Raw genomic sequence first — 13,796 nt, 5'->3', positions numbered from 1 at the left:
CCGCTCGGCGGATCACCGACGCGCCCTGTTCGAGCACCTGGCCGTGCGGGACGAACGGTGCCACCCGGATCTTGCCTGCACTGCGCAGCGCGGTGCCGTCGTGGGCGTCGGCGCGGGTGCCGACCGGCGTGCTCAGCCCGGGCAGTTCGGCGTCTGCGGCCGGCCGGCGAAGCGTGCCCTGGTCCAGGTGATGAGTTCGGGCACGAGCGGTGAATCCGCCGCGACCACGCCGAGATGGTCGCGCTTGGGGTAGACCCGGTAGTCGACGTTCCAGCCCGCCGCGCATCGGTCGGCCGCGTAGGCGTCCTGCACGGCCGGGGTGATGAGCGGATCGGCGCCACCCTGGGCGAGCAGCAGCGGCACCGTCAACGGGCCCGCGGGAGTGTTCTCCCGCAGTCGGTCGCCGAACGCGCCGTCGAGCGGATCCACGGCGAAGACCGGGCGGTCCCGGTCGATGGACAGCGCGCTGAGCACCGAGACGAGGATGCCCGGTTCGGCCAGGCAGCGGGTGCTCATGTCGCGGACCAGGGTGCGTGCGGCCGGGATGATGTAGCGGTCGAAACTCACGTCCGGATAGGTGGCGGTGTAGGCGGCCACCACATAGGAGGCGAACACCGAGCCGCCCGTCACGTCCGGGAGGTGACGCACCAGGGCGGGACCGTCGCTGGCCGGCGCCATCGCAGCGACCGCGACGACATGCGCGTCCGGCGCGTAGCCGGGTGCGAGGATCCCGGTCCACAGTGCGGCGTGCCCGCCCTGGGAGTGTCCCCAGACCACGGTGCGGTCGTCGAGTTCGATGTCGGGGAGTTGCCGGGCGGCGCGCACGGCATCGAGCACCGAGGTCGCTTCGCCGTGCCCGATCAGATACGGGTGCGGTCCGGCTGTGCCCAGCCCGATGTAGTCCGTAGCGACCAATGCCCAACCTTCCGAGAGCAATTGGGGCAGGGCGGGCAGTGCGCCCGAGGCGAGCGGTTCGGGCAGCAGGGTAGGGGCGCAGCCGGTGGCGAAACCGGTGGTGCCGTGCGCCCACGCCACCACCGGCAGCGGACCGGCCGGGGCGTCGCGCGGCACCAGCACCAGACCGCTGGACAGGGCCGGCCGGCCGAGGGCGTTCGTCGTCGAATAGAGGATGCGCCACGCGCGCGCATCGGCGGGGATGTCGCCGCCGCCGAACGGCTCGGCGCGCAGCAATTCGCCCGGTTCGGCGGGCAATCCGCCGGGCGCGGAATAGAAGTCCTCGGTGCGCGGCGCCGAGGTGCGCAGATGCGCGCTCACCCCGGCCACCGCGATCGCCAGCACCAGTGCCAGGCCCGCCGCCACCACCCGGCCGACGCGGGCGAGCGTGGCCGGGGCCACCGGCCCGGCGCGCACCACTCGCTCTCCCGGCCGAGCCGCCCACAGCAGCCCCGCGCCCAGCGCCACCGTGCGGATGCCGAACAGCACGGCGACGACCAGCAGTGTCACATCGGGCCACAGCCAGGCCACCACACCCAGCACGGTCTCGGCCGCGCCGAGCAGGCCGGCGATCAGGCGATCGTCGGGCGTTCCCGCGCGCACGCCCGCCACTCGGATCAGGCCGCCGATCACCAGCGCGGCGGCCACGAATCGCGGCAGCAGATCGATCGCAGGACCCATCTGGACGAGCACGAGCACACCGACCAGCACCCAGCCCAGCGCCAGCACCGTGGCGAGCCTGCCGGCACGGCGCGGCAACAGCAGCTCGCCCAGTCCGGTCACCACGCAGGCAACGGCGACGAGCAATGCCAGTGCGGTCAGCGCGGTCAGCGGCCGGACCACGAGCAGCGATCCGACGATCACCGCCAGTACCCCGATGATCACCGTCGACATCCGTGGCAACCGTCCGGCGATTGCCTCGGCGCGCGGGATCCTGGCACGAAACTCACTGGCAGGCATGCGTGCTCCTCGACATCCGATCCACGGGACCGCCCACCCGGCGAACCCACAGTTGCCGTTCATGCTCGCACGAGCCGACCCGGCACGGCGGGAACCGGACGGGGTGACGCGGAGCGAGAATTCGGTGCGGAGCGCGCCGATCAGTCGGTCACGGTGAGGCCGAGCGCCGACGCGAACGACGGGGCGAGCTCCATCAGCTGTCCGTGGTCGACCGTGGCGCCGCGCAGCCACTCGATGCCGCGGGCGATGCTCAGCCCCTGCGCGCCGCGGAAATCGACCTTCGTCATGGTCGTCTCGTTCAGCGTGAGCCCGTCGATCCGGCTGCCGGGGAAGGTCACCGACGACAGCTTCGCCCCGGCGAAATCGGGCTCCCGCAGCACACATTCACGGAACACCACGTCCCGGAACCGCGCGTTGCGGAAGTTCACCCCGTCGAGTTTGCACCCGGTGAACTCCACCCGGCGCAGCTCGGCGCCGCCCGCGTCCACCCCGATCCAGGCGCTGCCCCCGATCTCGGCATCCAGCCAGGTCGTCTCCGCCAGTGAGGTCGCGGTCATGTCGACGCGGTTCAGCCAGACATCGGCGCACCGGGTGTGCGCGAGGTTGCCGCCGGCGAACACGAGATCCGACAGCGCCGACTCGGAGAACCGCGCGTTCCTGATGTCGATCTCCTTGTACTCCGCCCCCTCGATGTGTACGCAGTCGTAATCGGCCTCCGGGAGCGGGTCTTCCTCGAGCGGGCCGAGATAGGCGGCGTAGGGCAGGTCGTGGAGTTCACGCATGGGTCCGTTCTCTCTCTTCAGCGGGTGAGGGCGGTGATCATTGTGGCGGTGAGAACCCGGGTGTGTTCGAACGGCGCCTCGGTGAGTGCGGGAGTCTCGATCACCGAGCGCATGACGCCGAGGCCGAGCAGCAAGCCCCGATGATCTCGGCGCGCAGGGCGGCGTCGGATGTGGGGATGCGTTCTGCCACGGCGCCGAGGTAATCCTCGCGGAGCCGGGTGCGCAACTGGTCACGGATTTCGTCGCGGTCGGCCGAGCGGAGCATCGCCAGCAACGGGTGTGCGCCGCCGCATTCGGACCAGTCGGCGAAGACCACATCGTGCAGCAGCTGGTCGTGACGAAGGGGCTCGCCCGGGTGTTCGCCCGTTCGGTGGACGAGACCGTGCCGTCGGTGATCGAGTTGCTCGACCATCCGCCGGCCGAACCGGTCTCGGCCCGGTTCCGCGGTCGCACTGTGCCTGTGACCGGTGCGGATTTCGACCCCGCGCGTGCGAGGCGACTCGACGCCGTGACCGCCGAGCTGATCGCCGCGGTGCCCTCGTAGCGCACTTCGCCCGCATCGCGATCGTTGTCCGGTCGTATCCTTTTCCGGCGGTGACCTGCGGCTATATTCGTGGGATGGCCGAGCGAACGCGGTGTGCGGTGGTCGGTGGCGGTCCGGCGGGGATGACGCTGGGACTACTCCTGGCGCGGGCCGGGATCGAGGTGACGGTGCTGGAGAAGCACGGCGACTTCATCCGGGACTTCCGCGGTGACACCGTGCACCCGTCGACGCTACGCATGCTCGACGACCTGGGGCTCGGCGCGGACTTCGCGCGATTGCCCATTCGCGAACTCGAGCAGATGCGGATCCGGATCGGCGCCGCCACCGTGGTGATCGCCGACTTCCGGCGGATTCCGGGGCGGCACAAGCACATCGCGATAGTCCCGCAGTGGGACTTCCTCGACCTGCTGGCATCGGCGGCGGCCGCCGAGCCATCGTTCGTGCTGCGGACGAACTGCGAGGTGACCTCGCTGCGCCGGAATTCGAGCGGGCGGGTCACCGGGGTGGTATATCGCGACGAGGCGGACGTCGAACGGGAACTCGCCGCGGATCTGACCGTGGCCTGTGACGGGCGCGGATCGGTCGTGCGCGCCGACTCGGGGCTGCCCGGTGACTCGACACCGATTCCGATGGACGTGTGGCAGGTACGCGTCCCGAAGGGGGAGAGCACGATCGAAGGGGAGATCTTCGGGGTGTTCGGCGGCGGCCGGGCGGGCATCGTCCTCGACCGCGGCGAGTACTATCACACGGCCTATCTCGTCGCGAAAGGCACCGACGAGCGGGTACGTGAGCAGGGACTCGACGCGTTCCGCGATGCCCTGGGTGAAATGTTCGGCTGGTCGGCGCGGACCGTTTCCGCGATTCGAAGCTGGGACGATGTGAAGGTGCTCCGCACCGAGATGACGCTGCTGCGACGGTGGTATGGCAACGGCGTGCTCTGTCTCGGCGACGCGGCGCACACCATGTCGCCGGTCGGCGGCGTCGGGGTGAACCTGGCCGTCCAGGATGCGGTCGCCGCCGCGCGGATTCTGGCCGGACCGTTGTTGGGCACCGGCCGGGTGGGCGAGAGCGATCTGGCGAAGGTCCAGCGGCGCAGGGCCTGGCCCGCGTGGGTGATGCAACGGACCCAGCGCGGCGAGCACGAGACGCTGATCCGGCCCGCGCTCGCCGGAACGCTCGACGAGCGGCGACTGCCCCGCGGCGTGCGGGCGCTGCGGGCGGTCCCGGCGTTGCGCGGGCTGACGGCCTATCTGGGCGGTGTCGGTGTCCGTACCGAATCCGTTCCGGCGTTCGCTGTGCGGCGCTGAGCGGTTGCCGTGCCGCGCCGAGCCGTCCCCGCGGTCCCGTGGGTTCCGCGCTGCCGGGTGCCAGGGCTCGCCGTCAGGTGTGCAGGCGGGTCAGGAATACGCCGAGATTCTCGAGCACGCGCTCGATCTTCTCCTCGACGGACAGGTCTTCGCGATACCGGCTCCCCGCGGCGGGCCGCTTCTTCCCGCGCGTGTACAGCGAACAGGCCAGATCGGTGCACATGTAGATGCCGACGGAATTGCCGCGCCGCCCGGACTCGCCCGCCTTACTGGCCGTGAGCAGCGATACCCCGCCGCCGGTGTGCGTGGTCAGGCAGATCGAGCACATCTGCGCGCGACCCGTCCCGCCGGTCTCGTAGCGCAGCGCGACACCGGCGAGCCCGTCCTCGCGTGGGGCCACGAGGTAGCAGCGTCCCGGCATGGAGGGATCGCTCCAGCCGAAGAAGTCCAGGTCGTCCCACGGTCGGTCCGCGAGGTCGCGCGGCACCGGCAGACGCTTGGCCTCGCCCTTGGAACAGTTGACGAACGACGACCTGATGTCGCGTTCGGAGATGGGCTGCACGGGTGTCCTTCCGGTCGGAAACGCCTCCGGACGCTACGCCGCCCGTTACCGAGCGGCAACGTATTTTCCGGTCGGCGGGGTCAGCGCGCCGGGGGCCAGTCGGCCGGCTGCGGACGGACGGTGAGGATCTGCTGGGCGTACCCGACGGGTCCGGCGAGGTCGTGCAGGACTGTGGTGGTGAGGCCCTGGCCGGTGCCGCCGAAGACGACCGAGGTGTCCAGCCCGACCCAGCGGCCTTCCGGCTGCCGATGCAGGTGGATGCTCAGATCCAGGTTCGGGAACATCCAGTCCGAGGGCTTTTCCCTGGCGGCGATGCCGTTGGCCGTGTCGACCAGGGCGAGATACGAGGTGACCGCGTCCGCGCGCTCGCCTTCCACCAGATCCAGGTCGGTGCGGACCCAGGCGGCGGCGCGTCCGGGCAGGTACTCGCCGACCGTGCGGACATCGAGGGAGGCGATGAAACCTCCGGGCCACAACGAGTCCATCGCCCAGCGCGGCTGTGTCTCGGGTGCGGGCAGCGGCTCCGGCGCTCCGCCCGCGACGCTCGCGGTGTCGCCGGGGGTCATGAGCCAGACCCGCGCCGTGACGGCGGCGCGCCCGGCGGCGAACGCGGTGGCCTCGACCAACTCGATGGTCCGTCCCGGCCGCACGACCCGTGCTTCGATCTCGAATTCGCCGACCGGGACGCGGCCGAGAATGTCGAAGGTGATGCGGCTCATCGCCATCGCGGGGCGCTGCTCGGCGGTCCGCATGCGCTGGATCTCGTGGACGAGAAGCCCGGCGACGGGGCTGAAGTGCTGCTCGTCGGCGGTCCACGCACCCGTCGCATGGGCGGTGGGGACGAAGCGCTGGGGACCCACGCGCCGGAAGTAGGCGGCGACCTCGGTCGTATCGGACATACGTCCAAAGTAGGGTTCGATTTTCCGGCCGCTACGCCGGGGAGCCGCGTTTGTGGCCGAGTTCACGCAGGTGAGGCGAGGTGCGTCCGCGATCGGCCCGCGCTCAGGCGGACTCGGCGAGGCCCGCCGAACGCCACACCTCGGCGAGTTCGTCGAGCGGCACGTCGAGTGCCCGGCTGAGGGCGACGACGGTGCCGAAGGCGGGGGAGGGCAACCTGCCGGTCTCGATCTTGCGCAGTGTCTCCGGTGAGATGCCCGCCGCGGCGGCCACCTCGGCGAGCTCGCGGCCGGCGCGCGCGGTCCGCAGCCTGCCGCCGAGGCGGCGACCGGCTTCGATCTGGGCGGGAGTCAACGGGAGGCGAACCATGGCGACCAGGGTAGGCGGCGGCGCGGAGCGGCGGCAATCGCCGGATTGGTATTAAAATACCGACACCGCTACGGTGGTATGAAAATACCGAAGTGGAGGGCGTACATGCTCGAGTTGAAGACCCCGCGGGAGATCGAGCGGATGGCGGTGACGGGCGCGTTCGTCGCCGACGTGCTCGCCGGGCTGCGGGCGCGGGCGCGGATCGGGGTCAACCTGCTCGATCTGGAAGCCTATGTGCGAGAACGGATCCGGGAGCGCGGCGCGGTCTCGTGCTATGTCGACTACGCGCCCTCGTTCGGGCGCGGGCCGTTCGGTCACACGGTGTGCCTGTCGGTGAACGACGCCGTGCTGCACGGCATGCCGTTCGACTACCGACTCGGCGACGGCGATGTGCTGACGATGGACCTCGCCGTGTCCATCGACGGCTGGGTGGCCGACGCCGCGGTCACGACGATCGTCGGCACCGCCGCCGAGGAAGACCTCCGACTGGTTCGGGCGACCGAGGAGGCGCTGGCGGCGGGGATCGAGGCGGCGGTGCCCGGCAACAAGCTCGGCGATATCTCGGCGGCCATCGGTGCGGTGGCGGCCGCCTACGGCTACCCGGTCAACACCGAATTCGGCGGGCACGGCCTCGGCCGCACCATGCACGAGGACCCGCACGTGTCCAACAGGGGCCGCGCGGGTCGCGGGCTGCGGTTGCGTCCCGGGCTGACGCTGGCGCTGGAACCGTGGTTCGCTCGCACCACCGACCGCGTGTACATCGACGACGCGGACGGCTGGACGGTGCGCTCGGCCGACGGATCCCGAACCGCCCACAGTGAACACACCGTGGCGATCACCGAGGACGGCCCGGTGATCCTCACCCGCGCCTGACCGGCGGCCCGGTCGTCGCGACCTCTCCGGTCGACCGCATCCCGTGCGAGAGGTTCAGGGCTTGGTGGCGACGACCAGGACGTTCTTGCCGAAGAACTTGCCCGTCAACACCTGCAGGGCCTTGCTGAGCGGGAAGACGGCGCGGTCGTAGAGTTCGATGGAGCGGGGATCGAGGGTGCCGTCGCCGGAACCGAGAACCTTGTAGGCCAGTGTCGCGAAGAACCCGATGGGATCGCAGTATCGCGACTCCACGATCTCGAGGCCGGCGTTGCGCAGGATCCGGTTCAGCTGGGTCCGCCGATAGCGGCGGTAGTGCCCCACTTTGACATCCATGGCGGTGAACAGGACCTCCAGCGCGGGCACGTAGACGACCAGTCTGCCGCCGGGGCGAAGCAGTGACGCCAGTTGCTCGGCCGTGGCCTGATCGTTCTTGATGTGCTCGAGGACGTTGAAGGTGTAGATGAGGCTGTACTGCTCGGTCTCGCTGGGTCGGGTCTCGTCGTAATCGACCACCTTGTAGCCCTTGGACCGCAGGATGTGCTGCAGTTCCTCGTCGGGCTCGAGGCATTCCGGGCTCACCCGGCGCTCGGAGAGCATGTCGGCGTACGTGCCGGACCCGGCGCCGAAATCCAGTACTCGAACGTCGGCCGGTGCGCCGCGCGAGGGGAAGTGCTCGTCGACCGTGTCGACCAGGAAGGTGTTGTAATTGACCGCTCTGGTCATCACTTCCAGGTTGTCGCACCCGGTATACGCGAAATTGCTGCTGCCCACGGGATATGCCCTTCGTCGACCGCCGGTACGGTGCTTCCCCCGGCGGGATGCTGTGATGCCGTTCAGCTCATGACCGGCGACCTGGGTCGCCGGAGTCGACGTGGTCTCCGAAAGATCGCAGAGGCCGTGTTCGCTGGCGACGCTAGCCGATCGATGCCGGGCCATGTCAATGTCGCTCGGCGTGTCGATGCCGGGTGTGTGACGGTGTCTCCGTGCGGGCTGTGTGCCGGCCTTCGCCGAGGTGTGGGGCGCGAGGGTTCAGGGCTGTCCGCCGAGCCACCGCTCCAGTTCGTCGCCTGCCCGCAGTTCGTCGGCCACGGCGGCGCGCTCCTCGTCGGACAAGGGCAGCGCCGCGACTTCGCTGCGCAACCGCTCGGCCCGCACGGAATCGCCTGCGGCCACCGCGATTTCGGTCAGCATCGCGAGGGCTCTGGCCCGGTCCACGGCCGGCGCGATCCGGCGGAATCGGCCGAGCCCGACCTCGAGCACCCGCGCCGCGGCTTTGTCGTCGACCTTGAAATCCCGCAGGATCCGCGCGTTGTCGATCACCTTGGCCAGGCCCGCCAGGTCGGCGGCGCCACCGTATTCGACGTCCCTCGGTTCGTCGCGCTGGATGAACAGCACGGTGTTGCCGTCGGGATCGACGAGGCTGAACCGGGACCGGCCGGGGCGGAACCGGGTGATCCGCGGGCAGCCCTTCGCCAGAACTTTCCCGTAGGCGGCCCGCATGCCCTCGGTGAAGGCGCGGTGCCGCGCGGCGACATCGTCGACCATCACCAGGCAGCGCACCGTTTCCAGCGGCACGGCGATCTCACGCGGGGGCGGGCTGAAATGCAGCTCACAGCCGTCCAGTGCCACCGCCAGATAGACATAGGGCCTGGTCTGTTCGTGGGTGACCGTGTAGCCGAGCGCTCGGTAGAAGTCGAGGGTGGCGCTCGAATTCGAGGTCCAGAGAACGGGAACGGGGGAGTCGGTCATCGGGCCGAAGACCTTTCACCTGGTAGTCAAATTTGATTACCAGGCTACGTGAGGGCCTGGGGAAGTCAAGTTTGAGTAGTATCGAACCGCGACAGAAGGGAGCCGCCGTGTCCGTGGTGCGCCTGCTCGTCCTCGGAGTCCTGCGCAGGCAGGGGCCCGCGCACGGATACGCCGTGCGACGGGAACTGCTGTCGTGGCGGGCCGAGACGTGGACCAACGCCAAGCCCGGCTCGATCTACCACGCGCTCAAACAGCTGAGCGCGGAAGGCAAACTGCGCGAGGCGGGTACCGAACGCAGCGCGGAGGGGCCGGGCCGGACGCTGTACGAGCTCACCGCCGAGGGCGAGGCCGAATTCCGGCGACTCATGGATCAGGCGCTGGTCAGCGTCGACATGGAAGAGCTGGGCGCGGCGATCGCGTTCATGGACGCGCTGCCCCGGTCGCACGTGATCGACCGCTTGCGCGAGCAGCAACGCAACGCCGCGCGGGTGCGCGAGCAACTCCTGGCCATGATCCCGGAATTTCCCGGGCGCTATGAGATTCCGCACGCCACCGACCTGCTCGAACTGTGGAGCGGCGTGTTCGAGAACCTGGCCGGCTGGACGGGCGGACTGCTCGCGCGGCTGGAAGCGGGCGAGTATTCACTGCCCGACTGATCCGGCTCGCCCGCGGCCCCCGCGGCACCGGCCGGGACGTGCGCGTGTCCGGGGAATCCGCTTAGGCTGCGGACATGACGAATGCGTTCGGGGAAGCCGGAACCGCCGACTATGTGATGCTGACGACCTTCCGCAAGGACGGCTCGCCGGTCGGCACGCCGCTGTGGGCGGTGGCCGACGAGGGGAAGTTGTACATGTGGACGGTGACCGACAGTTGGAAGGTCAAGCGGCTGAAGCGCAATCCGGCGGTCACGGTGCAGGCCTGTGACGCGCGCGGCAAGAAACTGAGCGGCCCGGTGGTCGACGGCACCGCCCGGGTGCTCGACGCCGCGGGCACCGAACGAGTCCGAAGCCTGTTGAAGCGCAAGTACAAGCTGCTCGCGTGGGTCACGCTGCTCGGCAGCAGTCTGCGCCGCGGCAAGGACGGGACGGTGGGCCTCGAGATCACGCCGGCGGCCTGAACACGGACCCGGATTCCCGGCGCGGTGGGAATCGGTAAGCCGGGCAGCTGGATTCCGGCCCAGAGCCGCCGTCCGCCGGGGTCTCGACTATCCTTCGACGGGCATAACCGGGGTGGTCCCCAGGCGGACATGATGTCACGTCCCTGCCCCGGCGGGAGGGATCGTTCATGACAGCACCGACGCGGCCACCGAGGGCGTCGCAGCCCTACCCGGTCGCCGAAGCGCCCGAGCCCCAGCACACCGACGGCGGCTGGACTTCCGTGCTGGTGGCCGCCATCGTGGCGGCCGTCGCCATCGCGGTGGCCGGGGTCATCGCCGGACTGGTGGTGGTGAATCTGCGGGAGAGCGCCATGAGCGACACCCCGCGGACCACGGTCACGTCCTCGCCCGTGGCCGCGGCACCGGCCGGGCAGATCCCCGAATCGTTCGAAATCACCGTCGCCACCGAGGCTCCGGCGAGCACCACGCTCGCCCCGGAGATCGACACCCTCGATCAGACGGCCGTGCAGAGCGGCGTGGTGACGGTGCTGACCGACTCCTACGGCCTCACCGGCGTGAGCGATGCGAGCTGCCCGTCGGGTCAGGCGGTCGTCGTCGGCCTTCGGTTCACCTGCTCGGTCACGGTGTCGGGCGATCCGATGTCGGTGTCGGTGACGATCACCAGCACCGACGGCGTCTACGAGGTCAGCAGGCCCTTCTGAGTTCCGCCACGGCCGGGCTCAGGTGGCCCGGCTCACCGAGGACATGTGGAAGTCGGGAATCCGCAACGGCGGCATGGCCGTCCGGGTGAACCAGTCCGACCACTCGCGCGGCAGCGTCAGCTCCGTGGCGCCGGCTTCGGTGACCCGGCGCAGCAGGTCCAGCGGGCTCTCGTTGAAGCGGAAATTGTTGACCTCCGCGGTGACCCGGCCGTCCTCCACCAGGTAGACGCCGTCGCGGGTGAGGCCGGTCAGCAACAGCGTGGCCGGATCCACTTCGCGGATGTACCAGAGCGTGGTGAGCAGCAGGCCCCGTTCGGTGTCGGCGACCAGATCGTCCACGCTCGCCGAGGAGCCACCGGTGAGCAGCAGGTTCTCGCCGGGGACAGTGGTGACCGAGCCGAATTCGGCAGCGGTGGCCCGTGATTGGGCCAGCGCGTTGACCACGCCCTCGCGCACCCAGTCGACCCGCTCGGCGATCAGGCCGTTGTCGAAGACCGACAGCGTGTCCGAGGAGGCGGAGGTCGCGACGAACGGCCGGTGCCGCAGATGCTCGGCCGCGGGGTCGGAGTAGAGCGTGAGCGGCAGATCGGTGAGTCGTTCCCCGATCCGGGTGCCGCCACCGGGCCCGGCGAAGGCATTGTGCCCCTCGTACGCGCCGCGAGCCTCCATCGACCACATCAGCGAGATCATCAGATCGGCCACCGCCGAGGGCGGCAGGATCGTCTCGTAGCGTCCGGCGGGCAGCTCGACCTTCTTCGCCGCCCAATCCAGCCGCCGCGAGAGTTCCCCGAGCAGTCCGGTGACATCGACATCGGCGAAATCGGGCGTGCCGACACCGACCCAGGCGCTGGCCGGATCGGCGTCGGGACCGCGCTTGCCGTTGATCTCCAGCGTTCCGGTTGGCTGGACGAACCGCCTGCGCAGTCCGGTCGAAGTGCCCAGCCAGGTGGTGTGCACCCGGTGATGGGCGAAGCCGTAGAGCCGGTCGGCACCGTCGAATCCGCCCGCGAGCCCCCGCGCCAGGTCCGTGAACACCTCGATGCCGGTGCTGCCCGGTTCGGCGGCCCAGTCCGCGGCGGGCCCGTCGGCCTCGAGCAGCGGCGCGGCGTCCTTCGCCGGCTCGGCGGTGCGCGCGGCCTCCTCGGCGGCGCGCACCACCGTCTCGATGTCGGCCGGATCGACGCTGGTGGAACCGACGCTGCCGACCCGCGCGGCGGTGGGCCCGTCACGGAAGATCGACACCACGGCCCACTGCCGCGACGCCGAAACGCCGTTGGTGGTCATCGAATTGCCCGCCCAGCGCAGCGACGCCTCGTGCGCGTCGGTGACCAGCACGATCGCCTCGTCGGCCCGCGACGCCGCCAGCGCCCGCTCGACCACCTCGCCCGCGGGCACCCCCAGTGCGCTCACCGACCTGCCTCCGTCCGGGTGTTGAGAACATTGATGCCGCGCACCAGGATCGACGGGCAGCCGTGGCTGACCGAGGCCACCTGGCCGGGCTGGGCCTTACCGCAGTTGAACGCACCGCCGAGCCGCCAGGTCGACGGCCCGCCTACGGCTTCCATCGCGCCCCAGAAATCGGTGGTGGTGGCCTGGTACGCCACATCGCGCACCTGGCCCGCCAGCTCGCCGTTGCGGATGCGGAAGAACCGCTGCCCGGTGAACTGGAAGTTGTAGCGCTGCATGTCGATCGACCACGATTTGTCGCCGACGATATAGAGGCCGTCCTCGACCCGGGAGATCAGCTCCGCGGTGCTGGTGTCGTGTTCGGGATCGGCGGCCAGCGACACATTGGCCATCCGCTGGATCGGCACGTGATGCGCGGAATCGGCGTAGGAGCAGCCGTTGGAGCGCTCCAGCCCGAGACGCGGGGCGAAGGCGCGGTCGAGCTGGTAGCCGACGAGCACGCCGTCGCGCACCAGATCCCAGCGCTGCCCGGCGACGCCCTCGTCGTCGTAGCCGACGGTGGCCAGGCCGAACGGTTCCGTGCGGTCGCCGGTGACCTGCATGATCGGGGTGCCGTAACGCAGCGTGCCGAGCTTGTCGGGAGTGGCGAAGGAGGTGCCCGCGTAGGCGGATTCGTAGCCGATGGCGCGGTCGTACTCGGTGGCGTGGCCGATGGATTCGTGGATGGTCAGCCACAGATTGGTCGGGTCGACGACGAGGTCGGTCGGCCCGGCGACGACGGTGGGCGCCTTCACCTTCTCGGCCAGCCAGCCGGGGATGCGGGCGAGTTCGTCGTCCCAGTCCCAGACGCCGTCCGCGCCGGTCACGTACTCCCAGCCCCGGCCCGCGGGCGCGGCGAGCGTGCGCATGGTCTCGAAGACACCCGCCGCGGAATCCACCGTCGTCGCCTCGAGTTCCGGGTGCACACGCACCCGCTGCTGGGTGAGGACCGTCCCGGCGGTGTCGGCGTAATAGGTCTGTTCCTTGACCTGCAGCACGCCCGCGGTGACGTGATCGACCCCGTCGGCGGCGGCCAGACGCTCCGAATAGTCCTGCAGCAGCGCCACCTTCTGCGCGGTCGGCACCTCGAACGGGTCGATCGCGTACTCCGACACCCACTCGACGTCGTCGTAGCGTGGTTCGGCGGCCAGCTCCACGCGGTCGCGATTGAGTGCGCGCAGCGCGGTCGCGACCTCGACGGCCTGCCGGGCGACCGCGACCGCGTGCCGCGGGGTCAGCGCGGCGTGCGAGGCGAAACCCCAGGTGCCGTCGACGATCACACGGACGGCGAAACCGACGTCGGTGCTGTCGGTGACCGCTTCGACGCGGCCGTCGCGCAGGCGGATGGACTGGGTGCGCAACCGGTGCACGCGCAGATCGGCGTGCTCGGCGCCCGCCGCCCTGGCCGCGGTGAGCGCGGCCTCGGCGAGCGCACCCAGTGGTAGCGCACGGAATTCGGCGTCGACGGCCCGGCGCGCCCGGCCCTCGGAAGTCGCGGTGCTCACCCCGGTCACGCTACCGGGTGAGCGAATGCT

Annotated in this window: 16 protein-coding genes; 6 read left to right on the top strand and 10 right to left on the bottom strand. The window is 70.3% G+C overall.

The features are described from left to right. Positions 1-132: 132 nt before the first annotated feature. The 3 genes from ON26_RS15040 to ON26_RS15030 all read right to left on the bottom strand — a co-directional run bounded on the left by ON26_RS15040 (position 133) and on the right by ON26_RS15030 (position 3,012). Positions 133-1,914, bottom strand: coding sequence for a lipase family protein (locus tag ON26_RS15040; RefSeq protein WP_040796753.1), 1,782 nt, complete (start codon positions 1,912-1,914; stop codon positions 133-135). Positions 1,915-2,054: 140 nt separating this feature from the next. Then, entirely contained in the window at positions 2,055-2,696 is a 642-nt protein-coding gene (locus tag ON26_RS15035; RefSeq protein ID WP_040796752.1) for a pentapeptide repeat-containing protein, read from the bottom strand. Between the two features lie 100 nt (positions 2,697-2,796). Beyond that, complete coding sequence (locus ON26_RS15030) at positions 2,797-3,012, bottom strand: TetR/AcrR family transcriptional regulator (protein ID WP_040796751.1); 216 nt, start codon at positions 3,010-3,012, stop codon at positions 2,797-2,799. A gap of 3 nt (positions 3,013-3,015) precedes the next feature. Here ON26_RS15030 and ON26_RS15025 point away from each other — a divergent pair, with 3 nt between their 5' ends. Together ON26_RS15025 and ON26_RS15020 are read left to right on the top strand one after the other, a co-directional pair. Then, complete coding sequence (locus ON26_RS15025) at positions 3,016-3,240, top strand: hypothetical protein (RefSeq protein ID WP_040796750.1); 225 nt, start codon at positions 3,016-3,018, stop codon at positions 3,238-3,240. 74 nt (positions 3,241-3,314) lie between these two features. Continuing rightward, a complete protein-coding gene (locus ON26_RS15020) occupies positions 3,315-4,547 on the top strand; it encodes an FAD-dependent oxidoreductase (protein WP_083884098.1) in 1,233 nt (410 codons plus the stop codon). A gap of 73 nt (positions 4,548-4,620) precedes the next feature. On the opposite strand, the gene ON26_RS15015 is transcribed toward ON26_RS15020, so the two are convergent. The 3 genes from ON26_RS15015 to ON26_RS15005 form a co-directional block, all read right to left on the bottom strand. Beyond that, positions 4,621-5,109, bottom strand: a complete 489-nt coding sequence (locus ON26_RS15015) for an FBP domain-containing protein (protein WP_040796748.1) — start codon at positions 5,107-5,109, stop codon at positions 4,621-4,623. A gap of 80 nt (positions 5,110-5,189) precedes the next feature. Next, complete coding sequence (locus ON26_RS15010; protein ID WP_040796747.1) at positions 5,190-6,008, bottom strand: thioesterase family protein; 819 nt, start codon at positions 6,006-6,008, stop codon at positions 5,190-5,192. A 103-nt stretch (positions 6,009-6,111) separates the two neighbouring features. Then, on the bottom strand, positions 6,112-6,375 hold the full coding sequence (locus ON26_RS15005; RefSeq protein WP_040796746.1) for a helix-turn-helix domain-containing protein: 264 nt from the start codon (positions 6,373-6,375) through the stop codon (positions 6,112-6,114). A gap of 105 nt (positions 6,376-6,480) precedes the next feature. Here ON26_RS15005 and map point away from each other — a divergent pair, with 105 nt between their 5' ends. Further along, positions 6,481-7,248 carry a type I methionyl aminopeptidase gene (gene map / locus ON26_RS15000; protein WP_040796745.1) on the top strand — a complete coding sequence of 256 codons (768 nt, stop codon included), beginning with the start codon at positions 6,481-6,483 and terminating at the stop codon, positions 7,246-7,248. A 54-nt stretch (positions 7,249-7,302) separates the two neighbouring features. Here map and ON26_RS14995 read toward each other — a convergent pair whose 3' ends face one another. Beyond that, positions 7,303-7,971 (bottom strand): class I SAM-dependent methyltransferase, encoded by a 669-nt coding sequence (locus ON26_RS14995; protein WP_157171901.1) that lies wholly within the window; start codon positions 7,969-7,971, stop codon positions 7,303-7,305. Between the two features lie 306 nt (positions 7,972-8,277). Beyond that, positions 8,278-8,997 (bottom strand): DUF8817 family protein, encoded by a 720-nt coding sequence (locus ON26_RS14990; protein ID WP_040796743.1) that lies wholly within the window; start codon positions 8,995-8,997, stop codon positions 8,278-8,280. Between the two features lie 107 nt (positions 8,998-9,104). Here ON26_RS14990 and ON26_RS14985 point away from each other — a divergent pair, with 107 nt between their 5' ends. The 3 genes from ON26_RS14985 to ON26_RS32305 all read left to right on the top strand — a co-directional run bounded on the left by ON26_RS14985 (position 9,105) and on the right by ON26_RS32305 (position 10,815). Further along, complete coding sequence (locus ON26_RS14985) at positions 9,105-9,653, top strand: PadR family transcriptional regulator (protein ID WP_040796742.1); 549 nt, start codon at positions 9,105-9,107, stop codon at positions 9,651-9,653. Positions 9,654-9,727: 74 nt separating this feature from the next. Next, on the top strand, positions 9,728-10,114 hold the full coding sequence (locus ON26_RS14980) for a PPOX class F420-dependent oxidoreductase (protein WP_040796741.1): 387 nt from the start codon (positions 9,728-9,730) through the stop codon (positions 10,112-10,114). A gap of 167 nt (positions 10,115-10,281) precedes the next feature. After that, on the top strand, positions 10,282-10,815 hold the full coding sequence (locus ON26_RS32305; protein ID WP_083884096.1) for a DUF4333 domain-containing protein: 534 nt from the start codon (positions 10,282-10,284) through the stop codon (positions 10,813-10,815). A gap of 18 nt (positions 10,816-10,833) precedes the next feature. Here the strand turns inward: ON26_RS32305 and ON26_RS14970 are convergent, their stop codons facing one another. Continuing rightward, positions 10,834-12,225, bottom strand: coding sequence for a metallopeptidase TldD-related protein (locus ON26_RS14970; RefSeq protein WP_174375401.1), 1,392 nt, complete (start codon positions 12,223-12,225; stop codon positions 10,834-10,836). Then, positions 12,222-13,766: a TldD/PmbA family protein gene (locus ON26_RS14965; RefSeq protein ID WP_040796785.1), complete on the bottom strand. Its 1,545-nt coding sequence runs from the start codon at positions 13,764-13,766 to the stop codon at positions 12,222-12,224. The genes ON26_RS14970 and ON26_RS14965 overlap by 4 nt, the downstream gene beginning before the upstream one ends. Positions 13,767-13,796: the final 30 nt, after the last annotated feature.

The sequence above is a fragment of the Nocardia higoensis NBRC 100133 genome, from assembly GCF_000308595.1.
In the GTDB taxonomy this organism is placed as follows: Bacteria; Actinomycetota; Actinomycetes; order Mycobacteriales; family Mycobacteriaceae; genus Nocardia; species Nocardia higoensis.
Note: the sequence above shows the minus strand (reverse complement) of the source record. Positions and strands in the feature narration are given on the sequence as shown.